18 protein-coding genes and 3 tRNA genes are annotated in these 24988 nt (G+C 58.2%); 8 read left to right on the top strand and 13 right to left on the bottom strand.

Translation table 11 applies throughout. From position 1 onward, the window contains the following. Positions 1–632: 632 nt before the first annotated feature. The 3 genes from dnaQ to BMX68_RS03225 all read right to left on the bottom strand — a co-directional run bounded on the left by dnaQ (position 633) and on the right by BMX68_RS03225 (position 2744). On the bottom strand, positions 633–1388 hold the full coding sequence (gene dnaQ, locus BMX68_RS03235; protein ID WP_017134077.1) for a DNA polymerase III subunit epsilon: 756 nt from the start codon (positions 1386–1388) through the stop codon (positions 633–635). Continuing rightward, the gene (gene rnhA, locus BMX68_RS03230) at positions 1381–1833 is read right to left on the bottom strand and encodes a ribonuclease HI (RefSeq protein WP_017134078.1); all 453 of its coding nucleotides are present in this window, start codon (positions 1831–1833) and stop codon (positions 1381–1383) included. The genes dnaQ and rnhA overlap by 8 nt, the downstream gene beginning before the upstream one ends. Before the next feature lie 152 nt (positions 1834–1985). Next, entirely contained in the window at positions 1986–2744 is a 759-nt protein-coding gene (locus BMX68_RS03225; protein WP_017134079.1) for a methyltransferase domain-containing protein, read from the bottom strand. Positions 2745–2818: 74 nt separating this feature from the next. On the opposite strand from BMX68_RS03225, the gene gloB reads away from it, so the two are divergent. From gloB to BMX68_RS03190, 7 genes are all read left to right on the top strand, one after another. Further along, the gene (gene gloB, locus BMX68_RS03220) at positions 2819–3598 is read left to right on the top strand and encodes a hydroxyacylglutathione hydrolase (RefSeq protein WP_026013419.1); all 780 of its coding nucleotides are present in this window, start codon (positions 2819–2821) and stop codon (positions 3596–3598) included. A 99-nt stretch (positions 3599–3697) separates the two neighbouring features. Next, positions 3698–5101, top strand: coding sequence for a transglycosylase SLT domain-containing protein (locus BMX68_RS03215; protein WP_026013420.1), 1404 nt, complete (start codon positions 3698–3700; stop codon positions 5099–5101). Positions 5102–5234: 133 nt separating this feature from the next. Further along, on the top strand, positions 5235–7064 hold the full coding sequence (locus tag BMX68_RS03210; protein WP_017134082.1) for an extracellular solute-binding protein: 1830 nt from the start codon (positions 5235–5237) through the stop codon (positions 7062–7064). Beyond that, positions 7061–8905, top strand: coding sequence for an extracellular solute-binding protein (locus BMX68_RS03205; RefSeq protein WP_017134083.1), 1845 nt, complete (start codon positions 7061–7063; stop codon positions 8903–8905). Before BMX68_RS03210 ends, BMX68_RS03205 begins: the two co-directional genes overlap by 4 nt. Before the next feature lie 4 nt (positions 8906–8909). Continuing rightward, positions 8910–9983 (top strand): microcin C ABC transporter permease YejB, encoded by a 1074-nt coding sequence (locus BMX68_RS03200; RefSeq protein WP_017134084.1) that lies wholly within the window; start codon positions 8910–8912, stop codon positions 9981–9983. 1 nt (position 9984) lies between these two features. Next, entirely contained in the window at positions 9985–11004 is a 1020-nt protein-coding gene (locus BMX68_RS03195) for an ABC transporter permease (RefSeq protein WP_017134085.1), read from the top strand. A 1-nt stretch (position 11005) separates the two neighbouring features. After that, positions 11006–12619, top strand: a complete 1614-nt coding sequence (locus BMX68_RS03190) for an ABC transporter ATP-binding protein (protein ID WP_017134086.1) — start codon at positions 11006–11008, stop codon at positions 12617–12619. 83 nt (positions 12620–12702) lie between these two features. Here the strand turns inward: BMX68_RS03190 and BMX68_RS03185 are convergent, their stop codons facing one another. From BMX68_RS03185 to BMX68_RS03145, 9 genes are all read right to left on the bottom strand, one after another. Continuing rightward, positions 12703–14562 carry a SurA N-terminal domain-containing protein gene (locus BMX68_RS03185; protein ID WP_017134087.1) on the bottom strand — a complete coding sequence of 620 codons (1860 nt, stop codon included), beginning with the start codon at positions 14560–14562 and terminating at the stop codon, positions 12703–12705. 239 nt (positions 14563–14801) lie between these two features. Beyond that, positions 14802–15074, bottom strand: coding sequence for an HU family DNA-binding protein (locus tag BMX68_RS03180; RefSeq protein ID WP_002552737.1), 273 nt, complete (start codon positions 15072–15074; stop codon positions 14802–14804). Positions 15075–15237: 163 nt separating this feature from the next. Beyond that, positions 15238–17634 carry an endopeptidase La gene (lon, locus tag BMX68_RS03175; protein WP_017134088.1) on the bottom strand — a complete coding sequence of 799 codons (2397 nt, stop codon included), beginning with the start codon at positions 17632–17634 and terminating at the stop codon, positions 15238–15240. Between the two features lie 166 nt (positions 17635–17800). After that, positions 17801–19084: an ATP-dependent Clp protease ATP-binding subunit ClpX gene (gene clpX / locus BMX68_RS03170; RefSeq protein ID WP_017134089.1), complete on the bottom strand. Its 1284-nt coding sequence runs from the start codon at positions 19082–19084 to the stop codon at positions 17801–17803. A gap of 112 nt (positions 19085–19196) precedes the next feature. Next, a complete protein-coding gene (gene clpP / locus BMX68_RS03165) occupies positions 19197–19832 on the bottom strand; it encodes an ATP-dependent Clp endopeptidase proteolytic subunit ClpP (RefSeq protein WP_017134090.1) in 636 nt (211 codons plus the stop codon). Positions 19833–19925: 93 nt separating this feature from the next. Next, positions 19926–21236, bottom strand: a complete 1311-nt coding sequence (gene tig, locus BMX68_RS03160) for a trigger factor (protein ID WP_026013422.1) — start codon at positions 21234–21236, stop codon at positions 19926–19928. A 413-nt stretch (positions 21237–21649) separates the two neighbouring features. Continuing rightward, positions 21650–21734: transfer RNA gene (locus BMX68_RS03155), tRNA-Leu, on the bottom strand. A 58-nt stretch (positions 21735–21792) separates the two neighbouring features. Beyond that, positions 21793–21868 (bottom strand) — tRNA-His (locus tag BMX68_RS03150). 32 nt (positions 21869–21900) lie between these two features. Beyond that, positions 21901–21977 (bottom strand) — tRNA-Arg (locus tag BMX68_RS03145). A gap of 279 nt (positions 21978–22256) precedes the next feature. Here BMX68_RS03145 and folD point away from each other — a divergent pair. Further along, the gene (gene folD, locus BMX68_RS03140; RefSeq protein WP_017134092.1) at positions 22257–23111 is read left to right on the top strand and encodes a bifunctional methylenetetrahydrofolate dehydrogenase/methenyltetrahydrofolate cyclohydrolase FolD; all 855 of its coding nucleotides are present in this window, start codon (positions 22257–22259) and stop codon (positions 23109–23111) included. 67 nt (positions 23112–23178) lie between these two features. Here folD and BMX68_RS03135 read toward each other — a convergent pair whose 3' ends face one another. Beyond that, positions 23179–24942 (bottom strand): ABC transporter substrate-binding protein, encoded by a 1764-nt coding sequence (locus BMX68_RS03135; protein ID WP_060783785.1) that lies wholly within the window; start codon positions 24940–24942, stop codon positions 23179–23181. Between the last annotated feature and the right edge of the window lie 46 nt (positions 24943–24988).

Raw genomic sequence — 24988 nt, 5'->3', positions numbered from 1 at the left:
ATCGTCAAGGTCTGGGTGGGAGGGGCTTGCCTGGGGTTCAAGGAGGTTGGGCGCTTTCAGGCCGAGATCGAGCCGCAAGGGCCCTATCTGAACGGCAACGGTATTTATTATCGGGCGCCGAATCCTAAGGCTCAGACCTATATCGACCAGCACGGTATTCCCTATGGCACCTGGTAAACACGCGCAGCGTCTAGTGGCCTATGCTCTATTAGTCGATTTCGGCACCGCCCGCCCCTGGCCGGCGTTGCTCCTCCTCGCTATAGGCTGGCTATGATTCGTCACAGCGTCTTGGCCATGAACTTCTGGCATCCGAACTTTAACTAACTAACCATACAGACCACTAGTGCATCAATTGCACTTTTAAGTGCTACGCGATAGTTTGCCAGAGGCGTTTACATCATGATCAAAAACCAGAGCCTCCTAAACTTCTATTAGAGGAAGTAATATAATCAAGAAATGACCGCGAGATAATAACCAATTATTTAACTCAAGGTGTCTTCTCGCCGCTTTATAGAGCCACTAACACTACCGAACAGTGGCACCGCGACTCGATCAATTGAAAAGAAATTAGGCAAGCGTGGTAGCCATAGCCGGTGATGCCCTATGGCTACCCATGTGAAACGTCAACAGACTCAGCGCACCTGCGACTCAGCGTCGGCCAGTTGTGTCCAGAGCGCGGGCGCTCCGGCGGACTTGGCGATGACCTCCAGGCGAGCCAGGTGTTCGGCCAGCTCGCTTTCGCTGGCGCGGATGATCCGGCTCGGCGCACGGTTCGCCGGCAGACGGCGAATTTCAGTGGCCTGGTTACCCGAACCTTCGCCGGAGCCATTGCCGTCGGTAGCGTTGCCGGCCAAGGACAGGCTGGTCTGGCCACCGGTCATGGTCAGGTAGACGTCGGCGAGAATTTCCGAGTCGAGCAAGGCGCCGTGCAGTTCACGGCCGGAGTTGTCGACGCCATAACGCTTGCACAGGGCGTCGAGGTTGTTGCGCTGCCCAGGGTGGCGTTCCCTGGCCATCATCAACGTATCAAGGATGCCGCAGTGCTGGCTGATATCGGCACGGTCGTGCTGCCCCAGCAAGGCGAATTCGTTGTTGATAAAGCCAACGTCGAACGCCGCGTTGTGGATGATCAGTTGTGCGCCCTGGATGAACTCGAAGAACTCATCGGCCACTTCGCCGAAACGTGGCTTGCCCACCAGGAACTGATCGGTGATGCCGTGGACGCCGATGGCACCCTCGTCGCTCTCGCGGTCCGGTTGCAGGTAGACGTGGAAATGCCGGCCCGTCAGGCGGCGGCCCATCAGTTCGACACAACCGATCTCGATGATCCGGTGACCATCGGTGACCGGCATACCGGTGGTTTCGGTATCGAGTACCACACTACGCATGTTTGACTCCTCGCACTTCATCCACGCCACGATTAGCCAACTGGTCGGCGCGCTCGTTGCCATGATGACCGATGTGCCCGCGCACCCACTTCCATTTCACGCTATGACGGTTGACCTGCTCGTCGAGCAGTTGCCACAGATCGGCATTTTTCACCGGTTCCTTGGCCGCAGTCTTCCAGCCACGCTTCTTCCAGTTGACCATCCACTCGGTGATGCCTTTCATCACGTATTGGGAGTCGGTCACCAGCAATACCTCGCACGGCCGTTTGAGCTCCTCCAGGCCACGGATCGCACCCATCAGTTCCATGCGGTTATTGGTGGTGTTGAGCTCGCCGCCCCAGAGTTCTTTCTCGATACCCTTGCACACCAGCAGCGCGCCCCAGCCACCGGGACCGGGATTGCCCTTGCAGGCACCATCAGTGAAGAGTTCAACGCTATCGCTCATTACAACCTTTCCATCGAAAATTGCCCTGTGGCCCGCTGGCAGTTGGCCGACGACACTCGGATCGGAAGGCTCGATCCCTTGGAAAAAAACATGATCTGGTGGCCTGTGCGGTGAGTTCGTTAGCTCAAATTCGGCGGCCACACGTCAGACCACTAGGGTTCGCTGTGGCGTCGGTTGACCTTGGCCATCGGCAGCGGCACCAGCTTGCCGATCGATTCGCGCCGCACTTGCCGCACAGGCCGCAGGCCGACCACGATCTTGCGCGCCACCAACAGGTAGAAGCCACCGCCCAGCAACTGCCAGCCGCCGGCAACCCGCTCCCAACCCGCCAGTCGTGCCTGCCAGGCCGGTGAGGCCAGCGGCGGACGATAACATCCGAAGCGGCGTTTCTCCAGCGCAAAGCCCAGCAGGTTCAGCCAATCAACGACCCGTGATGGTGAAATGCATCGGGCCTGGCGCAGCGCATCGTGGGCAAACACGTGTCGCAGCCCCCAGGCACTCCAGGGGTTGATCCCGATGATCAACAGGTGCCCGCCAGGACGCACGCTGGCGGCGGCTTCGCGCAGCAAGCCGTGGGGCGACAGGCAGAAATCCAGGCCGTGTTGCAGCACCACGACATCGGCCGCGTGTTCGCTCAACGGCCAGGCCCGCTCTTCGCAGACGATCTCCACCCCCGGCAGCGGTGCGCCCAGACGCACCGTGCGACGGACCTGCTGCGCTTGGGGCGGGGTTTCGGCGGACGGGCCGTAATGCACCAGGTAGCCGCCAAAATAACGCCCGAGTTCATCCTCAAGCATACGCCGCTCTTGCGCGAGTAGCAGCTGCCCCAGCGGTCCGGACAACCACTCACGGGCCGCGCTGATCAGTGCCAGCCAGTCCGGATCAGCCTGAGCGAACGCTTTATCGGTCATTGCTTACTCCTACTCGCCATGAGTCCTTCCCAGGCTCTAAGATGCGCCATTGTTTTCCGTTTGGCGACTTTCACATGATACAGATCGATGCACTGCCCGCCTTCACCGACAACTATATCTGGTTGCTGCAGGACAACGCCCGGCATCGCTGCGCGGTGGTCGATCCGGGCGATGCGACGCCGGTATTGGCCTGGCTGGAACAGCATCCAGGCTGGCGACTGGAGGATATCCTGGTCACTCATCATCATCATGATCACGTCGGCGGTGTCGAACGTCTGAAACAGCTGACCGGTGCCCGCGTGCTCGGTCCCGCCACCGAAAACGTCCCGGCCCGCGACGTGGCGCTGGACGACAACGACCAGGTCAATGTACTCGGCCTGGAGTTCCAGGTGTTTGCCGTGCCCGGCCATACCCTGGGTCATATTGCCTTCTATCATGAGACTGCCGACACACCGCTATTGTTCTGCGGCGACACTCTGTTCGCCGCCGGTTGCGGGCGCCTGTTCGAGGGGACACCTGAACAGATGCATGCGTCCTTGAGCCGACTGGCGGCCCTGCCGGCCAGCACCAAGGTCTACTGCACCCACGAATACACCCTGAGCAACCTGCGTTTTGCCCAGGCTGTCGAGCCGCACAATCCGGACATCGCCGCGCGCCTGACACAAGTCAGCCAGTGGCGGGCAGAGAGTCGGATCAGCCTGCCTTCGAACATTGCCCTGGAACGGCTGACCAACCCGTTCCTTCGGGTCGGAGAAACATCTGTTAAAGAAAAAGCAGACGAACGGAACGACCTCGATAATCAGTCGCCGAGCGAGGTGTTTGCTGCCCTGCGAGGCTGGAAAGATAAGTTCTAATCTGTGGTGCGGTTGGCACAAAAATTCTGAATGGTTGACCGCACCCTGAGCGCTTTCTAGAATCCCCCGACATTTTCGCCCGGAACTACCTTCCAGCCAATGTCGTCACTTAACCGAAAATCCATCAATAAAGACGCGTTGACGCGATTGGCTCAAGCTATCGCGGTGGCTGTGTCCGCCACCCTGGCGGGCTGCCAAAGCTTTCATCATCCGGCAGATAACAGCACCGAACCGGCCCCGAACCTCAGCGCCAGGATCAAGCAAAAACCCATCTGGCTCGGCGAAAAAGCCAACCCAACGCCACCTCAGGATGTCTGGGAGCGCATGCGCCAGGGCTTCAAGCTGCAAGATGGCCTGGGGGTGAACCCGCGTATCGAACAGCAGCGCTTGTGGTTCGCCAGCAACCCTTCGTTCCTGGAAAATGCCGGCGAGCGCGGCACCCTCTACATTCACTACATCGTCGAGCGCCTCGAAGAGCGCAATATGCCGCTGGAACTGGCGCTGTTGCCGGTCATCGAAAGTGCCTACAACCCGATGGCCTATTCACGTGCCGATGCAGTGGGCCTGTGGCAATTCATCCCATCCACCGGGCGCTATTTCAACCTGCGCCAGGATCGCTTCTACGACGGTCGTCGCGACATCACCGCCTCGACCCTCGCGGCGATGAACTATCTGACCCGCCTGCACGATATGTTCAACGGCGACTGGCTGCTGGCCCTGGCGGCCTACAATGCCGGTGAAGGCACTGTCAGCCGGGCGATCGAGCGTAACGAAAAGCTCGGCCTGCCCACCGACTACTGGAACCTGCCGCTGCCCCAGGAAACCCGTGACTACGTGCCCAAGCTGCTGGCCCTGTCCCAGGTGGTCATGGCGCCCGAAGCCTACGGCGTGAACCTCAATCCAATTGCCAACGAGCCTTATTTCGCTACCGTCGAAGTCAATCAACCGATGGACCTTTCTCGCGTCGCGGCCCTGGCCGAGATCGACGAAGACGAGATGATCCAATTGAATCCGGCCTACAAACAGAAGGCGACCCTTGATGGTCCGCAACACCTGTTGGTGCCGAGCTCCAAGGCACAATTGCTGACCGCCAGCCTGTCGAACCTCAAACCCGAGGAACTGGTCAGCTTGCGGCCAAAAAAGCCGGTATTCGAAAACGTCGCCAGCAATGACCCGGTACGCCTGAACCGCCGCTACAAGGTCAAGAACGGCGACAACCTGACCTCGATCGCCAAGGCCAACAAAGTTGATGTCAAGGACTTGCAGCACTGGAACAAGTTATCCGGCCAGAAGCTGAAGATCGGCCAGACCCTGGTCATGCAGGACAATGTCCGGGCTGAGGCCAGCCAACAGGCCACGACTTACAAAGTCCAGAAAGGCGACTCGTTGTACATCGTCGCCAAGCGCTTCAACCTTGAGATGCAACACCTCAAGCGCCTCAACCCGCGCACCGGCCAGGCCTTGAAACCAGGCCAGATCCTGACGGTTTCCCAGTCGCGCTGAGCCCCGCCGGTAGCGAGCGGGTTGGCCGCTCGCTACCGGATCAACGTCTTGATCCGTGCCTTTTTCCTGTCGATACAAGCTGTTAAGGTACGATCCACATAGCCCAAGCTGCCTGGATCGGATCTCTGACTTGATGCGTCCTCTCCTTCTGCTCTTCATCAGCCTGGCCTTGAGCTCTCCCGCAAGCGCGACGATCAGCGAAAGCCATGGTTATGCGCAATTCGGCACGCTCAAGTACCCCGCCAGGTTCACCCATTTCGATTGGGTCAATGCGCACGCGCCCAAGGGCGGCACCTTGCGGCTCATGGCGCTCGGCACCTTCGACACGCTCAACCCCTATACCCTCAAGGGCACCAGCCCGGTCTCGACCGCGAACTTCTTGCAATACGGCATCAACGAGCTGAATGAAACCCTGATGGTCGGCACCGGCCAGTATGCCCCCTCTGGCGACGAACCGACCTCCAGCTACGGATTGATCGCACAATCGGTGGAATACAGCGAGGATCGCAGTTGGGTGGTGTTCAATCTGCGTCCCGAAGCGCGCTTTCACGATGGCACGCCAATCACCGCCGATGACGTCGCCTTTTCCTACCGCCTGCTGCTCAAGGAGGGTCATCCTCAATACCGGACCAACCTGCAGGAGGTTTCACGGGTCGATGTACTCGGACCGCGACGGATCCGTTTTGTCTTCAAGCGCTCGGGCAATCCATTGTTGATCCTGCGCCTGGGCGAATTACCAGTAATGGCGCAGCACTACTGGCAGAGTCGCAACTTCCAGGCGACGACCTTCGAGCCACCACTGGGGAGCGGCCCCTACCGCATTACTCAAGTCCGGCCCGGCCGGCAACTGATATTCGAGCGCGTGAAGAACTGGTGGGGCGAGAACCTGCCAGTCAATCGCGGCAAATACAATTTCGACCGCGTCGAAGTCGAGTTCTATCGTGATAGCAACGTTGCCTTCGAAGCCTTCAAAGCGGGTGAGTTCGATATCTACATCGAACACCAGGCGAAGAATTGGAACACCGGCTACCACTTTCCCGCAGTCGCTCGCGGCGAGGTGATCAAGGCACAGATTGCCCACCAGATTCCGACCCAAACCCAAGGCCTGTTCATGAACAGCCGTCGCGGAGCCTTTGCCAAGGACAAAGTGCGCGAAGCCATGGGGTTGATGTTCGACTTTGAGTGGGCCAACCGGACTCTGTTCGGCGGCGCCTACCAACGCGCCCTGAGCTATTACCCCAACAGCGAATTTGCCGCCAGTGGCCTGCCGCTTGGGCAGGAATGGCTGCTGCTCTCGCCATACCGGAATCAGTTACCCAGCGGTCTGTTCAGCCAGACATTCAGCCTACCCCGGACCGACGGTCGCGGCATTCCTCGCGAAACCCTGCGCCAGGCCTTGGACCTGTTGAAGGAGGCAGGCTGGAAACTCGAAGGCCAGCATCTGCTCAATAGCGCCGGGCAGCCGCTGCGCTTCGAGATCCTATTGGTCAACCCGAACCTGGAGCGGATTCTGCAACCCTATATCGAGAACCTCGCCGGCATCGGTATAGACGCCCACCTGAGAACAGTGGATCGTGCCCAGTACAAGCAGCGTCTCGATCAGTTCGATTTCGACATGATCCTGATGACCCTTGACCAGACCCTCAGCCCAGGCCTTGAACAATGGCAGTACTTTCACTCCACGCAAGCGGCCATCAAGGGCAGCAAGAATTACGCGGGCGTTGCCAACCCGGTGGTCGACCATTTGCTCGACGTCCTGCTGGCGGCCCACTCAAGGGACGAACAATTGGCCGCGGGACGTGCCCTTGATCGGGTACTGTTATGGCACCACTACATGATTCCTAATTGGTACCTCAATTATCATCGCCTGGCCTACCGCAACCGGTTCGCTTTCATCACCACCCCGCCGTACACCCTGGGCCTGAGTGCCTGGTGGATAAAAGCTTCGGAGAAAGCCCCATGATGCCCTTGCGTACCCTGTTGCTGTCCGCCAGCGGCCTGTTGTTGACCGGGATGATCGGTTTCGCCAGTGCCGCCCCGCAACATGCCCTGACGCTCTATGATGAGCCACCGAAATACCCCGCCGATTTCAAGCATGTCGACTTCGTCAATCCCGAGGCGCCCAAGGGCGGCACTTTTCGGCAATCGGCCTCCGGCGGTTTCGACAGTCTCAACCCCTTTATCAGCAAGGGCGTGCCGGCCGAGGATATTGGCCTGATCTACGACACTTTGGCTCGCCAGGGCCTGGACGAGCCCTTCACCGAGTACGGGCTGGTGGCTGCCAGGATCGAAAAAGCCCCGGACAACGGCTGGGTGCGCTTCTATCTGCGCCCCGAAGCCCGCTTCCATGACGGCCATCCGATGCGCGCCGACGACGTCGTATTCAGCTTCCAGACCCTGATCAAGCAGGGCGCCCCGCTCTATCGCGCCTACTACGCGGATGTCGCCGAGGTGATCGAGGAAGATCCGTTACGAGTGTTGTTCAAGTTCAAACATACCAACAACCGGGAGCTGCCACTGATCCTTGGCCAGTTGCCAGTACTGCCCAAGCACTGGTGGGCCTCGCGCGATTTCACCAAGGGCAACCTGGAGTTCCCCCTTGGCAGCGGCCCGTACAAGGTGGCCGAGGTCAAAGCCGGACGCTCGATACGTTATGAACGGGTGAAGGACTATTGGGCCAGGGACCTGCCGATCAATCGTGGGTTCTACAACTTCGATGTGCTGACCACCGATTACTATCGCGACAACAGCGTCGCCCTCGAAGCCCTGAAGGCCGGGCAGTTCGATTACTGGCTGGAGATGAGCGCGAAGAACTGGGCGAACGCCTACAACACGCCCGCCGTGACTCAGGGGCGCCTGATCAAGGAACAGATCGCCAACGGCAATCCGACCGGCATGCAGGGGTTCGTCTACAATCTGCGCAAACCGATGTTCCAGGATATCCGCGTGCGCGAGGCCCTGAGCCTGCTGTTCGACTTCGAATGGAGCAACAAGCAACTGTTCAACGGCGCCTATACCCGTACCCGCAGCTACTTCGAAAACTCGGAAATGGCCGCCACGGACTTGCCGGACGAGGCCCAACTGGCCATTCTCGAACCTTTGCGCGGCCAAGTCCCCGAACCGGTATTCGACCAGCCCTTCCAACCACCGCTTTGTGACGGCAGCGGAATGATCCGCAACCAGCAACGCCGTGCCTATCAACTGTTGCTCGAAGCCGGCTGGCATATTGTCGACGACAAAATGGTCGATACCCACGGCAAGCCAGTGAGCATTGAATTCCTGTTGGCCCAGACCGAGTTCGAGCGGGTGCTGCTACCGTTCAAACGCAACCTCAGCGACCTGGGCATCAATCTGGTGATTCGTCGGGTCGATGTTTCCCAGTACATCAACCGCCTGCGTTCGCGCGATTTCGACATGGTCGTCGGCAGCTTCCCACAATCCAGCTCGCCCGGTAACGAGCAGCGCGAGTTCTGGATGTCGGCCAGTGCCGACAAGCCCGGCAGCCGCAATATCATGGGCCTCAAGGACCCGGCGGTGGATACCCTGGTGGAGCAACTGATCAACGCCGACTCCCGACAGAGCCTGGTGAGCCATGCCAGGGCGCTGGACCGCGTACTGCAATGGGGGTTCTACGTCATCCCGAACTGGCACATCAAGACGTGGCGCGTTGCCTACTGGGACCATATCGGCCATCCGAAAATCTCGCCAACCTATGAGATCGGCACGTCCACCTGGTGGATCAATCCGGACGCCAAACCGGCGGTATCACTGGAAAAAACCAACAGCACAAGCGCGGAGCAATAATAAGATGCTGGCTTATATTTTTCGGCGGCTGCTGCTGATCATCCCGACCCTGTTCGGTATTCTGCTGATCAACTTCGTGATCATTCAGGCCGCCCCTGGCGGCCCGGTGGAACAGATGATCGCCAAGCTCGAGGGCTTCGAGGGCGCCACCAGCCGGATCGCCGGGGGTGGTTCGGAAGTCTCGGTAGCCGGTTCCAACTATCGCGGCGCCCAAGGTCTGGACCCGGCGCTGGTGAAGGAAATCGAGCACCTGTACGGCTTCGACAAGTCGGCGCCGGAACGTTTGTGGATCATGCTCAAGAACTACGCAACCCTGGACTTCGGCGACAGCTTCTTCCGCGACGCCAAGGTCATCGACCTGATCCGGGAAAAGATGCCGGTGTCGATCTCGCTCGGGTTGTGGAGCACCCTGATCATGTACCTGGTTTCAATCCCGCTGGGGATCGCCAAGGCCACCCGCCATGGTAGCCATTTCGATGTCTGGACCAGTTCGGCGATCATCGTCGGTTACGCCATCCCGGCGTTCCTATTCGCAATCCTGCTGATCGTGGTATTTGCCGGCGGCAGTTATCTGAACTGGTTTCCCCTGCGCGGATTGACCTCGAACGACTTCGACCAGTTGAGCCTGGGCGGCAAGATCCTCGACTACTTCTGGCACTTGGCCCTGCCCGTCACCGCACTGGTCATCGGCAACTTCGCCACCTTGACCCTGCTGACCAAGAACAGCTTTCTCGATGAAATCAACAAACAATACGTGGTCACCGCAAAGGCCAAGGGCCTGACGCAACGGCGCATCCTCTACGGCCATGTGTTCCGCAACGCCATGCTGCTGGTGATTGCCGGTTTTCCGTCGGCCTTCATCGGCATCTTTTTTACCGGCTCGTTGTTGGTGGAGGTGATCTTCTCCCTCGACGGCCTCGGCCTGATGAGCTTCGAGGCGGCGATCAATCGTGATTATCCGGTGGTATTCGGTACTCTGTTCATCTTCACCCTGCTGGGCCTGGTGGTAAAACTGATCGGCGACCTGACCTATACCCTGGTCGACCCGCGTATCGACTTTGAACACCGGGAGCATTGAGATGAAATTATCTCCCATCAATCGCCGACGATTCGAACGCTTCAAGGCCAACAAGCGCGGGTGGTGGTCATTGTGGTTGTTCCTGATCCTGTTCGGCCTGAGCCTAGGCGCCGAGTTGATCGCCAATGACAAGCCGTTGCTGGTGCATTACGACGGTGATTGGTATTTCCCGGCCCTCAAGCGCTACCCGGAAACCACTTTCGGCGGTGAGTTCCCACTGGAGGCCAACTACAAGAGCCCGTATATCCGCGAGCTGATGAAGGCCAAGGAGGCCTGGGTGATCTGGGCACCGATCCCATTCAGCTATCAGACCATCAACTATGACCTGAAAGTCCCGGCGCCCGCTCCGCCCTCGGCGGACAACCTGCTGGGGACCGACGACCAGGGCCGTGACGTGCTCGCCCGAGTGATCTACGGTTTTCGCATCTCGGTGCTGTTCGCCCTGACACTGACGGTCCTCAGCTCGATTATCGGGGTGATTGCCGGTGCCTTGCAGGGTTTCTATGGCGGTTGGGTCGATTTGACCGGCCAGCGCTTCCTGGAGATCTGGTCGGGCCTGCCGGTGCTCTACCTGCTGATCATCCTCGCCAGCTTCGTCCAGCCGAACTTCTGGTGGCTGCTGGGGATCATGCTGCTGTTCTCCTGGATGAGCCTGGTGGATGTGGTCCGCGCCGAATTCCTCCGTGGCCGCAACCTGGAATATGTCCGCGCGGCCCGGGCGCTGGGCATGCAGAACGGCGCGATCATGTTCCGGCACATCCTACCCAATGCGATGGTCTCGACCATGACCTTCATGCCGTTCATTCTCACCGGCGCCATCGGTACGCTGACCGCGCTGGACTTCCTCGGTTTTGGCCTGCCGCCAGGGGCACCGTCGCTCGGCGAACTGGTAGCCCAGGGCAAGTCCAATCTGCAAGCGCCGTGGCTGGGCATGAGTGCCTTCGCCGTACTGGCAATCATGCTGAGCTTGCTGGTCTTTATCGGCGAGTCCGCTCGCGATGCCTTCGATCCGAGGAAATAACATGGATAACGACAATCTGATCGAAGTGCGCGACCTCACGGTGGAATTTGTCGTCGGCCAATACCGCCAGCGCGTGGTCGAGAACGTCAGCTTCGATATCCGTCGCGGGGAAACCCTGGCACTGGTCGGCGAAAGCGGTTCGGGCAAGTCCGTAACGGCGCACTCAATCCTGCGTCTGCTGCCCTACCCACTGGCGCACCACCCCAGTGGTACCATCCAGTACTCCGGACAGGACCTACTGGCCCTCAAGGAGAAAACCCTGCGACATATTCGCGGCAACCGCATCGCGATGATCTTCCAGGAGCCGATGACCTCGTTGAACCCACTGCACTCCATCGAGAAGCAGATCAATGAAGTGCTCTGTATCCACAAGGGATTGACCGGCAAGGTGGCCACACGACGCACCCTGGAACTATTGGAACTGGTGGGCATACCCGAGCCGCACAAACGCCTCAAGGCACTGCCGCACGAGCTCTCCGGCGGTCAGCGCCAACGCGTGATGATCGCCATGGCGCTGGCCAACGAACCCGAGCTGCTGATCGCCGACGAGCCGACCACGGCACTGGATGTCACCGTACAACTGAAAATCCTCGATTTGCTCAAGGAGCTTCAGGCGCGCCTGGGCATGGCACTGCTGCTGATCAGTCATGACCTCAACCTCGTGCGACGGATCGCCCATCGGGTCTGTGTGATGCAGAGCGGGCGCATCGTTGAGCAGGCAGACGGCGAGGTGCTGTTCCGCCAGCCACAACATCCCTACACCTGCGAGTTGCTAAGCGCCGAACCGCGCGGCGAGCCGGCGGCGAACCAGGCCGGCGCACCCTTGCTGGAAGTGGAGGACCTGAAGGTCTGGTTCCCGATCAAGAAAGGCCTGCTGCGCAGAACCGTGGACCATGTCAAGGCGGTGGACGGCATCAACTTCAGCCTGCCCCAGGGCCAGACTCTGGGAATCGTCGGTGAAAGCGGCTCGGGCAAGTCGACCCTGGGCTTGGCGATCCTGCGGTTGATCGCCAGCAAAGGCGATATCCGCTTCGACGGCCAGTCGTTGAGCTGCTTGTCCCAGCAACGGGTGCGACCATTGCGGCGGGAAATGCAGGTAGTGTTCCAGGACCCGTTCGGCAGCCTCAGTCCGCGCATGTGTGTCAGCGAGATTGTTGGAGAGGGCCTGCGTATCCATAAGATCGGCACACCGCCCGAGCAGGAACAGGCAATCATTGCCGCGCTGAAAGAAGTCGGCCTCGACCCGCAAACCCGACATCGATATCCCCACGAGTTCTCCGGTGGACAGCGCCAACGGATCGCTATCGCCCGGGCCCTGGTCCTCAAACCGGCGTTGATCCTCCTGGACGAACCGACTTCGGCCCTCGACCGGACCGTGCAGCGACAAGTGGTCGAGTTGCTGCGCTCGCTACAGATCAAGTACAACCTGACCTACCTGTTTATCAGCCACGATCTGGCGGTGGTCAAAGCGCTGAGCCATCAGTTGATGGTGATCAAGCATGGCCAGGTGGTCGAACAAGGGGCGGCGCAGGCAATCTTTGCCGCGCCACAGCACCGCTATACGAAAAGGCTGCTGGAAGCGGCGTTCATCACCCCCGAACCGATCGCCCCCTGATCGCCCGTGCTTCGAAGCACACCTACAAGAAGGCCGCTCGATTGAGCGGCCTTCTTGTAGGTGGTTAAGCAATATCAGCGGCTTCAGAAGCGCTTGATATCTGCCTGGCTTTCGAGTTGCTTACGATACGCGGCGAAGTCCTGTTGACCAAGACGCGACGCGAGGAAGCGACGGTAGGAGGCTTTCTCTTCATCGTTCGGCGCGGCACCTTCATTGACACCACTCAGGCGCAAGATCACCAGGCTGCCATCAGCCAAGGTCACGGTATTGAAGGTCGGCTGGTCCTTGGCTACAGGCTTGGGCATGCGGAACAGCGCCTGCAGCACGGTAGGATCGACACCTTCCTGACCACGGGTCACAGCTTCTTGTACCTTCCAGGACGACCCGGAAGGCAGCGCCTTGCCATCACGCAGGCTGGCGATCAGTCCGTCAGCCTTGACCTTGGCATCCGCTGTGGCATGTTCCTGGGTCAGTTGCTTGCGAATACTGGCGTCCACGCTCTCCAGCGGCAGTTGCTCGGGCCTGCGATGCTCCTTGGCACGCAAGACGATGACCGTATCCGGATCCAGCTCGATGGCGCTGCTGTTGGCCCCCTCGTCGAGGACTTCCGGGCTGAACGCCGCCGTCACCACAGCGCGATTCGCCGCCACACCTGGGCCACCTTCACGACCGAATGGCGCGGAGGTCTGCAGCTTCAGGTTCAGATCCTGCGCCGGCTGGGCCAGATCGGAAGCTTCGAACGAAGAGTCCTCCAGTTGTTTGGTCGCCTCGACGAAACGCTGCTCTACCTGCTGCGCTTTCAATTCGCGGGTCAGCTTGTCTTTCAGGCTGGCAAAGGTCGGCACTTCAGGCGCTTCGACACCCAGCAGCTTGATCAGGTGATAACCGAACTCACTGCGCACCGGACCTGAAACCTGATCCTTGTTCAACGCGTACAGCGCTTTCTCAAAGGCCGGGTCGTAGACGCCAGGACCAGCGAAACCGAGATCACCGCCATTGCTGGCCGAACCTGGATCCTGGGAGAACTCCTTGGCCAGGGCGGCGAAGTTCTCGCCCTTGGCCTGACGCTGCTGGATCTCTTCGATCTTGGCCTTGGCCTGGGCGTCAGTGACCTTGTCGTTTACTTCGATCAGGATATGTGCCGCCCGACGTTGTTCCGACAGGTTGGCCGTCTCTTTCCGATACGACGCTTGCAGGTCTTCGTCCTTGACGCTGACCTGATCGAAGAAGGAAGACTTCTTCAGCTCCAGGTAATCCACCACCACTTGATCCGGGGTCATGAACTCTTTGGCGTGCTTGTCGTAGTACGCTTTGACCTCATCATCGCTGAGCTTCACGATCGAGGGGTCGGACTTGATGCTCAAAGAGGAGAAATCGCGGGTCTGCTTCTCCAGGCGGGCAAAGGCCAGCACCTGGGCATCGGTCACGAAACCGCTTCCCGCCAGACCGGCGCGCACCTGGCCAATCAGCATTTCCTGGGTCAGCATCTCGCGAAACTGCAGGCGGCTGTAACCCAACTGACGAGTTACCTGATCGAAACGGTCGGCACTGAACTGGCCGTCCACCTGGAATTCAGGCGTCATCAGAATGACCTGGTCCAACGCCGCCTCGGAGAAAGCGAATTTCGATTTCTCGGCGCCTTGCAGCAACAGCTTGCGATCGATCAATCCCTTGAGAGCGGATTCGCGTAGCATCTTTTCATCCAGCAGCGAGGCATCGAAATCCTTGCCCAGCTGTTGCATCAGCTGGCGGCGCTGCATGTCGACCGCCTGGCTCAGTTCGTTCTGGGTAATTTCCTCACCATTGACCTTGGCCGCGTCCTGACGGGTGGAGGTGGCCTGGAAAATGGCATCGAAACCGGTCAGCGCCATCAATGCGACGATGACCCCGATAATAGTCTTGGCAATCCAGCCTTGTGAATTGTCCCTGATATTTTGCAGCATGCGTCCCCCAGAAACGGTTGAACTTCAAAATAGGCAACCGTGGAGCGTGGGTAGAAACCGAATAGAAGAAAGGCGCATCCGAGGATGCGCCTTCTCGTAACGGGCAGAGCGGACGAAGATCGAATTCGACCCTCGGCAGACGGCTCGGCGCTACCCTGAAGGTCTGCCCGAACGCTCTACCGCTCCGCTGCCAAGCCGGGAGTGAACCCGGCCCAGATAGCCAAAGGCTTGAAAGAAACTTAGTTGACCGCTTCTTTAAGTGCTTTACCAGCTTTGAATCCTGGTTTTTTAGCCGCAGCGATTTCCAGTGTCTTACCGGTCTGTGGGTTACGACCAATACGAGCAGGACGATCGGTAACAGAGAAAGTACCGAAACCAACCAGTACAACGGAGTCGCCAGCCTTCAGAGCACCAGTGACGGATTCGATTACTGCGTCCAGTGCACGACCAGCAGCGGCTTTCGGGATATCAGCAGATGCAGCGATGGCATCAATCAGTTCCGACTTGTTCACTCTAAGTCCCCTTATATCTATTGAGTATATTTCTAAGTTTTTTGGTAAAAAGCTAAAACGGGTGCTGATTGGCCTACAGACACTTAAGAGCCGCTTTATAACAAGGGCTCTAAAAAGCTGTCAAGGAAGCTCACCCAGGCCGGATCTCTATGGATGATCTCTATTAATGGGTACTGATTCTTTCCTTGGAGTCCGAATCGCGCTTCTCATCCTTCGCGACGATCTCCGGAACCACATCTGGCAAGGGCTCCGGCGCGTATTGCAGCGCAATTTGCAGGACTTCGTCAATCCATTTAACTGGCTTGATCTGAAGATCCTGTTTGATATTGTCAGGAATTTCCTTCAGATCGCGCACATTTTCTTCTGGAATAATCACAATCTTAATCCCACCACGGTGAGCGGCGAGCAATTTTTCCTTCAAACCACCAATCGCCAACACTTGGCCTCGCAGCGTGATTTCGCCGGTCATCGCAACATCTGCGCGCACAGGGATACCCGTCAAGGCCGACACCAACGCCGTGCACATGCCTACACCGGCGCTAGGACCGTCTTTGGGCGTGGCCCCTTCTGGCATGTGTATATGAGTGTCGCGCTTCTCATGGAAATCCAGCGGGATGCCCAGGCTCTTGGCCCGGCTGCGTACAACGGTGAGGGCCGCGGTGATCGATTCGACCATGACATCACCCAGCGAACCGGTCTTGATCAACTGCCCCTTGCCCGGTACCACCGCTGCTTCGATGGTCAGCAGTTCGCCTCCCACCTGCGTCCAGGCCAGGCCGGTCACCTGACCGATCTGGTCCTGCTGTTCGGCCAGGCCATAGCGGAATTTGCGCACGCCCAGGAAGTGTTCCAGCAGGTCGGCAGTCACCGTCACCGTGAAGCGTTTTTCCAGTGCGTGCTCCTTGACCGCCTTGCGACAGACCTTGGCAATCTGCCGTTCCAGCCCGCGTACACCGGCTTCGCGGGTGTAGTAACGGATGATGTCACGGATCGCCTCGACCTCGAATTCCAACTCACCTTTCTTCAGGCCATTGGCCTGAATCTGCTTGGGAGACAGGTACTTAGTGGCGATATTGATCTTCTCGTCCTCGGTGTAACCCGGCAGGCGGATCACTTCCATCCGATCCAGTAGCGCTGGCGGAATGTTCATCGAGTTGGAGGTGCAGAGGAACATTACATCAGACAGATCGTAGTCGACTTCCAGGTAATGATCGTTGAAATTGTGGTTCTGCTCGGGGTCCAGGACCTCCAACAGAGCCGAGGCCGGATCGCCACGCATATCGCTGCCCATCTTGTCAATTTCATCGAGCAGGAACAGTGGGTTGCGCACCCCCACCTTTGTCATCTTTTGTATCAATCTTCCTGGCATCGAACCGATATAAGTTCGCCGATGACCACGAATTTCCGCCTCGTCACGCACTCCACCAAGGGCCATACGCACGAACTTACGGTTGGTCGCATGGGCAATCGACTCAGCCAGGGAGGTTTTACCCACTCCCGGAGGGCCGACCAGGCACAATACCGGGCCACGAATCTTCTTCACGCGCTTCTGCACGGCGAGGTATTCGAGAATCCGTTCCTTGACTTCATCCAGACCATAATGATCGGCATCGAGAATATCCTCGGCCCGCTTAAGGTCCAGGCGCACTTTGCTTTGGGCCTTCCAGGGCACCTGCACCAGCCAGTCGAGGTAGGAACGCACGACCGTGGCCTCAGCCGACATCGGCGACATCTGCTTGAGCTTGTTCAGCTCGGCCTGGGCCTTGGTCAGGGCATCTTTGGGCAGGCCGGCGGCATCGATCCGCTTTCTCAGCTCTTCGATTTCATTATGGCCTTCGTCGCCATCGCCCAGCTCTTTCTGAATGGCCTTCATCTGCTCATTCAGGTAGTACTCGCGCTGGCTACGCTCCATTTGCTTCTTGACGCGGCCACGGATGCGTTTTTCAACCTGCAGCAGGTCGATTTCAGCATCTAACAATGCCAGGACGTGTTCGACACGGGCCGGCAGTTCGACGATTTCAAGAATTTCCTGTTTCTGCTCGATCTTCAGCGCCATGTGAGCGGCCATGGTATCGACCAGGCGGCTTGGCTCATCGATACTGTTCAACGAGGACAAAACCTCGGCCGGCACCTTTTTGCCCAGTTGCACATACTGCTCGAACTGCGACAACAGGCTGCGCACGAAGACTTCGGACTCTCGGTCCGGTGCATCGGTCTCTTCGATCAGCGCCACTTGCGCACGGCAGTGGCCATCGACTTCGCTAAAAAGCTCGACGGTGCCGCGCTGCTCGCCTTCCACAAGCACCTTGACGGTACCATCGGGTAGCTTGAGCAGTTGCAGGACGGTAGCCACGGTACCGACTCGATACAATGCCTCTTCGCCCGGGTCATCATCGGCGGGATTACGTTGGGCCAACAGCAGGATCTGCTTGTCGCCCATCATCGCGGCTTCGAGAGCTTCGATAGACTTCTCGCGCCCCACGAACAGCGGGATAACCATGTGCGGATACACCACGACATCACGCAATGGCAGGAGAGGCAATTCGATGGTTGTCTTCATGATTTCGCCTCTACGGCGGCCATAAGGCCGTAAACGGATGAAAGTAAGCTTGGACCCAAGATGGGGGCTGCTTGGAAAAAAAACAAGCACCCTATCAGGAAAAGCAAAGGGGCAGGAAAAGCAAAAGGGGCCAGAAGGCCCCCTTTTAGGTCACACGCTGTAACACTTACGCGTCAGGTGCGGCCTTGGCGGTCGGTTCGTTGTTTTCATAGATATACAACGGCTTGGACTTGCCTTCTATAACGCTTTCGTCAATCACCACCTTACTCACCTCGGACTGCGAGGGAATTTCGTACATGGTATCGAGCAAGACGCCTTCGAGGATCGAACGCAGGCCACGAGCTCCCGTCTTGCGCTCCAGGGCACGCTTGGCCACGGATTTCAGCGCATCGGTACGAAACTCGAGGTCAACTCCTTCCATTTCGAACAACTTGGCGTATTGCTTGGTCAACGCGTTCTTCGGTTCGGTGAGGATCTGCATCAGTGCCGCCTCATCCAGTTCGTCCAGCGTGGCCAGGACCGGCAGGCGGCCGACGAATTCCGGGATCAGACCAAACTTGACCAGATCGTCAGGTTCGACTTCACGCAGGGACTCCCCCACCTTCTTGCCTTCTTCCTTGCTACGCACTTCGGCGCTGAAGCCGATGCCACCCTTGGTCGAGCGGTTCTGGATGACCTTTTCCAGGCCCGAGAACGCTCCACCGCAGATAAACAGGATGTTGCGGGTATCGACCTGCAAGAACTCCTGTTGTGGGTGCTTACGCCCGCCCTGAGGCGGAACGGAGGCCACTGTGCCTTCGATCAGCTTCAGCAAGGCTTGTTGCACGCCTTCACCGGAAACGTCGCGAGTGATCGACGGGTTATCGGACTTGCGGGAAATCTTGTCGATTTCATCGATGTAGACAATACCCATCTGGGCTTTTTCCACATCGTAGTCGCACTTCTGCAACAGTTTCTGAATAATGTTTTCCACGTCCTCGCCCACATAACCCGCCTCGGTGAGGGTGGTTGCATCGGCGATGGTGAATGGCACATTCAGCAGACGAGCCAGGGTTTCGGCCAGCAGGGTCTTACCCGAGCCGGTCGGGCCGATCAGCAGGATATTGCTTTTGCCGAGTTCGACGTCGTCATTTTTCTTGTCACGCTGGTTCAAACGCTTGTAGTGGTTGTAGACCGCTACTGCCAGAACCTTTTTTGCACGCTCCTGACCAATCACATACTGATCAAGGATGCCGCTGATTTCTTTAGGCGAAGGCAATTTATGCGCGCTGCTTTCCGCCTGTGCTTCCTGCACCTCCTCACGGATGATGTCATTGCACAGGTCGACGCACTCGTCGCAGATAAAGACCGAGGGGCCGGCAATCAATTTGCGTACTTCATGCTGGCTTTTGCCACAGAAGGAGCAATAGAGCAGCTTGCCGTTGTCCTCGCCGTTGCGGGTGTCAGTCATTCGTTCGATCCAAATCCGATAGGCTTGCAGCACAAGATGAAGGCTATTGCGGGCTTTTTCAAGCCCGCTGGTGATCGGAGCAGCCGACCACCCCTATTTTGAGCTGCTTATTTTACGCGGGGCGCTGGGTGATCACTTCATCGATCAGGCCGTATGCCTTCGCAGCTTCCGCACTCATGAAGTTGTCGCGATTGGTATCGCGCTCGATTTCTTCAAGGGTGCGCCCGCTATGCTTGGCCATCAACGTGTTGAGCCGCTCACGAATGAAGAGGATTTCCTTGGCATGAATTTCGATATCCGACGCCTGGCCCTGGAAACCACCCAGTGGCTGGTGAATCATCACACGCGAGTTGGGCAGGCAGAAGCGCTTGCCGTGGGCACCTGCCGTTAGCAGGAACGCCCCCATGCTGCACGCCTGACCGATACAGGTGGTCGACACGTTTGGCTTGATGAACTGCATGGTGTCATAGATCGACATGCCCGCCGTCACCGAACCGCCCGGGGAGTTGATATAGAGATGAATATCCTTGTCCGGGTTTTCCGCTTCAAGGAACAGCAATTGCGCACAAATCAGGTTGGCCATGTAGTCCTCAACCGGGCCCACCAGGAAAATCACCCGCTCCTTGAGAAGCCGCGAGTAGATATCATAGGCGCGCTCGCCACGAGCGGACTGCTCGACAACCATCGGGACCAGGCCACCGGCGGCCTGAATATCAGAGTTCTGCTGAATATAGGAATTACGGAACATGCTCTGCAGTCACTCCCAAATAGTCATGTCTTGAATACGCATAAGCCAGCGCGAGGCTGGCTTATGGTGGGTATTTTCCAACGAGTCAGAAAATCAGTCGGCTTGTGGAGCTTCCACCGGCTTGACTGCTTCTTCGTAGGAGACCGATTTATCGGTCACATTCGCCTTCTGCAGAACAGTATCCACAACTTGTTCTTCCAGCACAACCGAACGAACTTCGTTCAACTGCTGGTCGTTCTTGTAGTACCAGGACACAACTTGCTCTGGCTCCTGGTAGGCCGAGGCCATTTCCTGAATCAGTTCGCGAACGCGGGTTTCGTCTGGCTTGAGGTCGAATTGCTTGACCACTTCGGCCACGATCAGGCCCAGTACCACACGGCGCTTGGCTTGCTCTTCGAATAGCTCGGCCGGCAGTTGGTCAGGCTTGATGTTGCCGCCGAACTGCTGAACGGCCTGCACGCGCAGGCGGTTCACTTCGTTGTCCAGCAGCGCCTTCGGCACTTCGATCGGGTTGGCGGCCAGCAGACCGTCCATCACCTGGTTCTTGACCTTGGACTTGATCGCCTGACGCAGCTCACGCTCCATGTTCTTGCGAACTTCGGCGCGGAAGCCTTCCAGACCGCTTTCCTTGATACCGAACTGGGCGAAGAACGCCTCGTTCAGCTCAGGCAGAGTCGGAGCGGAAACGCTGTTCACGGTCACGCTGAACTCGGCGACTTTGCCCGCCAGGTCCAGATTCTGATAATCCGCTGGGAAGGTCAGGTTCAGAACGCGTTCTTCACCGGCCTTGGCGCCCACCAGGCCATCTTCGAAGCCTGGGATCATGCGATTGGAACCCAGGACCAGTTGGGTGCCCTTGGCGGAACCGCCAGCGAACTCTTCGCCGTCGACCTTGCCAACGAAATCGATGTTCAACTGGTCTTCGTTCTGGGCGGCACGCTCGGCCACTTCGAAACGGGTGTTCTGCTTGCGCAGGACTTCCAGCATCTTGTCCAGGTCGGCATCAGCCACTTCAGCGCTCAGGCGCTCTACCGCAATGGACTCGAAACCGGCAACGGTAAATTCAGGGAACACCTCGAAAGTCGCGATGTATTCCAGGTCCTTGCCTTTTTCCAGCACTTTGGGCTCGACCGAAGGCTGGCCAGCAGGGTTGAGCTTCTGCTCGACCACGGCCTCGTAGAAGGAGGCCTGGATCACCTCGCCCACCGCTTCTTGACGGGCATCAGTTTCATAACGCTGACGGATCACGCTCATTGGCACCTTGCCAGGACGGAAGCCAGCGATCTTGGCCTTTTGGGCAGTCTGCTGCAGACGCTTGTTGACCTGGGTCTCGATGCGCTCAGCTGGCACGGTAATGCTCATGCGGCGCTCAAGAGCCGATGTACTTTCAACAGAAACTTGCATGGATATTCCTCGTTGCACAGACGTTAGCCGGCCGTTTCCGACCTCAGAAGCAAGGGCATGCATTCTAGTGGGTCATACTCAAGAAGTCACCCTACTGAAAACGGGTAAAAAACAGCAGGCAATTATTTGCCGGAACAGACTGTTGGCGGCCCGCCCGGCAACACGCATTCACTCACGTCGCAGCCTCGGCCAGCCTATATATATAGAAGGACTGCTCAGCCGGTGCCCCGACGATCGGTCTGCCAGACAGACCGAAGGTTGAACCGGTATCATCCAGCAACAATAAGGCCATGCCGATGCATGCCACCCTATCCGCCCCAAACCGGCGACATCACTGGAGCTGCCGGGACATCCGAAACAAAAACGGCGCAGCCCCTTTTCAGGTACTGCACCGTTCTTAATTTCAAGCTAATTGGTGCGGACGGAGAGACTCGAACTCTCACGCCTTGCGGCGCTGGAACCTAAATCCAGTGTGTCTACCAATTCCACCACGTCCGCGGGTCAAACTCTTAAAGCAAAGACGCCAGATCATTAATCTGGCGTCTTTATCCGAATATGGGGTGGACGATGGGGATCGAACCCACGACAACAGGAGTCACAATCCTGTGCTCTACCAACTGAGCTACGCCCACCATATTGCGTTACTTGTGCCAAAGCTGCCTAATGGCGCACCCGGCAGGACTCGAACCTGCGACCATCCGCTTAGAAGGCGGATGCTCTATCCAGCTGAGCTACGGGCGCCTTATTAATCTGCATTCTATTACGACTACAAACTAAGTGCTTCAATCTTGCACAGCTGAACATCAACTCTGCTCGACCTTCTCAACCAGTGCTAGGCTGTGCCCGACAAGTGCGACGAATGTTATAGGTGAGCCTGAAGGCCGTCAACTATTTTCTAAAAAAAATTCAGAAATATAAAGGAGTTAGGGGAATAACCAGACCAAGCGCCTTTGCCCTGGGGTCATGGCGTGCGAGAATGCGCACTCTTTTTCAACCCCTTTCGATGGTTAATCACGCGTCATGACTGCACAACTAATCGACGGCAAAGCGATCGCCGCCCGTCTGCGCCAGCAGATCGCCAAGCGTGTCGCCGAGCGTCGCCAGCAGGGCCTGCGTATGCCAGGCCTCGCAGTGATTCTGGTCGGCAGCGATCCCGCCTCTCAGGTTTATGTCTCGCACAAGCGCAAGGACTGTGAAGAAGTCGGCTTTATTTCCCAAGCCTATGACTTGCCTGGCGAAACCACACAACAGGCGCTGACCGATCTGATCGATCGCCTGAATGACGATCCGAGCATCGACGGCGTGCTATTGCAATTGCCGCTGCCGGCACACCTGGACGCCTCCAGGTTGCTGGAGCGCATTCGTCCGGATAAAGACGTGGATGGCTTTCATCCTTATAACGTCGGTCGCCTGGCCCAACGCATCCCGCTGCTGCGTCCCTGTACCCCGAAAGGCATCATGGCCTTGCTGGAAAGCACGGGGGCCGATCTTTACGGGATGGATGCGGTTATTGTCGGTGCATCGAATATCGTGGGCCGGCCAATGGCCATGGAACTGTTGCTGGCCGGTTGCACCGTGACCGTAACCCACCGTTTCACCCAGGACCTCGCCGGCCACGTTGGCCGTGCCGATCTGGTAGTGGTAGCCGCCGGCAAACCGGGACTGGTCAAGGGCGAGTGGATCAAGGAAGGGGCCATCGTGATCGACGTGGGCATCAACCGCCAGGAAGACGGCAAGCTGGTCGGCGATGTGGTGTATGAGACGGCCCTGCCCCGCGCCGGGTGGATCACTCCGGTGCCAGGCGGCGTAGGCCCGATGACCCGCGCCTGCCTGCTGGAAAATACCCTGTATGCGGCCGAGTCGCTGCATGTCTGACCACCATTAGTGACCATCGACGACAAAGGCCCCCTGGGTGCCTTTGTCGTTTTACAGCCGCAGTTGATTACTGGCGGGCGTCCGCCCAGCTTTTCAGCAGTTCGTTGTAATTAATGGTCTCGCCCTTGGGCTTCTCGTTGGCCAGTTTGCGCTGCGGCGCACCGCCGACGGCCTCACCCTTCCTGTACCACTCCTCAGCGGTGGTTGGCGGGTTCATCTTCGGCGCACAACCGCTCTTTTCCTGCGCCTTGGAACGCTCAAGCCGCGTCAGGATCGCGTCCTGATCCTTGGCCAGGCCATCCAGCGCCTGCTGCGCGGTCTTCTCACCCGTGACGGCCTCGGCCACATGGCTCCACCACAACTGCGCCAGCTTCGGATAATCCGGTACGTTGGTGCCTGTCGGCGTCCATTGCACCCGCGCCGGGCTGCGGTAGAACTCCACCAGGCCACCCAGCTTCGGTGCCAGCTCGGTCATGGCCGGGGAATTGATGTCCGACTCGCGAATGGGGGTCAAGCCAACAATGGTTTTCTTCAGGGATACGGTTTTCGAGGTCACGAACTGCGCATAGAGCCAGGCCGCCATGCGCTGTTTCTCGGGTGTCGAATAAAGGAAGGTCCAGGAACCGACATCCTGATACCCAAGCTTCATACCTTCTTTCCAGTAAGGCCCCTTGGGCGACGGCGCCATCCGCCATTTTGGCGTGCCGTCGGCATTCATCACCGCCAGCCCCGGCTTGGTCATATCGGCGGTGAACGCGGTATACCAGAAGATCTGCTGGGCGATATTGCCTTGCGACGGCACCGGCCCGGACTCGGAGAAGGTCATGCCCGCCGCCTCGGGTGGCGCATACGCCTTGAGCCAGTCGATGTATTTCTGCGTGGCGAAGACCGCCGCCGGACCGTTGGTGTCGCCGCCGCGGGTAATGCTCGACCCCACCGGATGGCAATCCTCTACCCGGATCCCCCATTCATCCACCGGCAAGCCGTTGGGCAGACCCTTGTCGCCGCCGCCAGCCATGGAAAACCAGGCATCGGTGAAACGCCAACCCAGGGACGGATCCTTCTTGCCATAGTCCATGTGGCCATACACGCGTTTGCCATCGATCTCCCTGACGTCCTCGCTGAAGAATTTGGCAATGTCCTCATAGGCCGACCAGTTGACCGGCACTCCTAGTTCATAACCGTACTTCGCCTTGAACCTGGCCTTTAGATCCGCCCGCTCGAACCAGTCGGCACGAAACCAGTAGAGGTTAGCGAACTGCTGGTCCGGCAGTTGGTAGACCTTGCCGTCCGGTGCGGTGGTAAAGGACAGGCCGATGAAGTCCTTGATATCCAGGGTGGGCGAAGTGACTTGCTTGCCGGCATCGCTGGCCATCAGTTCGTCCAGCGATTGTGCCTTGCCATAACGGAAATGCGTACCGATCAGGTCAGAGTCGTTGACCCAGCCATCATAGATATTCTTGTCCGACTGCATCTGGGTCTGGATCTTCTCGATCACGTCGCCTTCCTGCAGCAAGTCATGGGTCACTTTGATCCCGGTGATTTCAGTAAAAGCCTTGGCCAGGGTCTTGGATTCATACTCGTGGGTGGTCAGGGTTTCCGAGACCACCTTGATATCCATTCCGCGAAAGGGTTCGGCAGCCTTGATAAACCACGTCAACTCCGCGAGCTGCTGCTCGGGGGTCAGGGTCGAGGGCTTGAATTCCGCGCCTATCCATTTTTTTGCCGCGTCTTCGTAGGCATCCGCCCAGGCTGTCGCGCTCAAGCCACCGAGCGCCAGCATCGAAGCCAACGTCACGCTATGTCGAAGCTTATTGTTTTTATAGAACATAGACACCTCCAGATGATTTCCACGTAGCCCACTTGCCAAGAGATCC

Origin of the sequence: Pseudomonas agarici, assembly GCF_900109755.1 — a bacterium.
Classification (GTDB): domain Bacteria; phylum Pseudomonadota; class Gammaproteobacteria; order Pseudomonadales; family Pseudomonadaceae; genus Aquipseudomonas; species Aquipseudomonas agarici.
Note: the sequence above shows the minus strand (reverse complement) of the source record. Positions and strands in the feature narration are given on the sequence as shown.

What these genes read in the sequence shown, in the direction of transcription:
- BMX68_RS03205 (WP_017134083.1), top strand. Translation starts at nt 7,061, where the DNA reads ATGATGCCCTTGCGTACCCTGTTGCTGTCCGCCAGCGGCCTGTTGTTG.
- rnhA (WP_017134078.1), bottom strand. Translation starts at nt 1,833, where the DNA reads ATGAGCGATAGCGTTGAACTCTTCACTGATGGTGCCTGCAAGGGCAAT.
- BMX68_RS03135 (WP_060783785.1), bottom strand. Translation starts at nt 24,942, where the DNA reads ATGTTCTATAAAAACAATAAGCTTCGACATAGCGTGACGTTGGCTTCG.
- BMX68_RS03185 (WP_017134087.1), bottom strand. Translation starts at nt 14,562, where the DNA reads ATGCTGCAAAATATCAGGGACAATTCACAAGGCTGGATTGCCAAGACT.
- folD (WP_017134092.1), top strand. Translation starts at nt 22,257, where the DNA reads ATGACTGCACAACTAATCGACGGCAAAGCGATCGCCGCCCGTCTGCGC.
- gloB (WP_026013419.1), top strand. Translation starts at nt 2,819, where the DNA reads ATGATACAGATCGATGCACTGCCCGCCTTCACCGACAACTATATCTGG.
- BMX68_RS03195 (WP_017134085.1), top strand. Translation starts at nt 9,985, where the DNA reads ATGAAATTATCTCCCATCAATCGCCGACGATTCGAACGCTTCAAGGCC.
- BMX68_RS03200 (WP_017134084.1), top strand. Translation starts at nt 8,910, where the DNA reads ATGCTGGCTTATATTTTTCGGCGGCTGCTGCTGATCATCCCGACCCTG.
- BMX68_RS03225 (WP_017134079.1), bottom strand. Translation starts at nt 2,744, where the DNA reads ATGACCGATAAAGCGTTCGCTCAGGCTGATCCGGACTGGCTGGCACTG.
- BMX68_RS03210 (WP_017134082.1), top strand. Translation starts at nt 5,235, where the DNA reads ATGCGTCCTCTCCTTCTGCTCTTCATCAGCCTGGCCTTGAGCTCTCCC.
- clpP (WP_017134090.1), bottom strand. Translation starts at nt 19,832, where the DNA reads ATGTTCCGTAATTCCTATATTCAGCAGAACTCTGATATTCAGGCCGCC.
- BMX68_RS03215 (WP_026013420.1), top strand. Translation starts at nt 3,698, where the DNA reads ATGTCGTCACTTAACCGAAAATCCATCAATAAAGACGCGTTGACGCGA.
- tig (WP_026013422.1), bottom strand. Translation starts at nt 21,236, where the DNA reads ATGCAAGTTTCTGTTGAAAGTACATCGGCTCTTGAGCGCCGCATGAGC.
- dnaQ (WP_017134077.1), bottom strand. Translation starts at nt 1,388, where the DNA reads ATGCGTAGTGTGGTACTCGATACCGAAACCACCGGTATGCCGGTCACC.
- clpX (WP_017134089.1), bottom strand. Translation starts at nt 19,084, where the DNA reads ATGACTGACACCCGCAACGGCGAGGACAACGGCAAGCTGCTCTATTGC.
- BMX68_RS03190 (WP_017134086.1), top strand. Translation starts at nt 11,006, where the DNA reads ATGGATAACGACAATCTGATCGAAGTGCGCGACCTCACGGTGGAATTT.
- lon (WP_017134088.1), bottom strand. Translation starts at nt 17,634, where the DNA reads ATGAAGACAACCATCGAATTGCCTCTCCTGCCATTGCGTGATGTCGTG.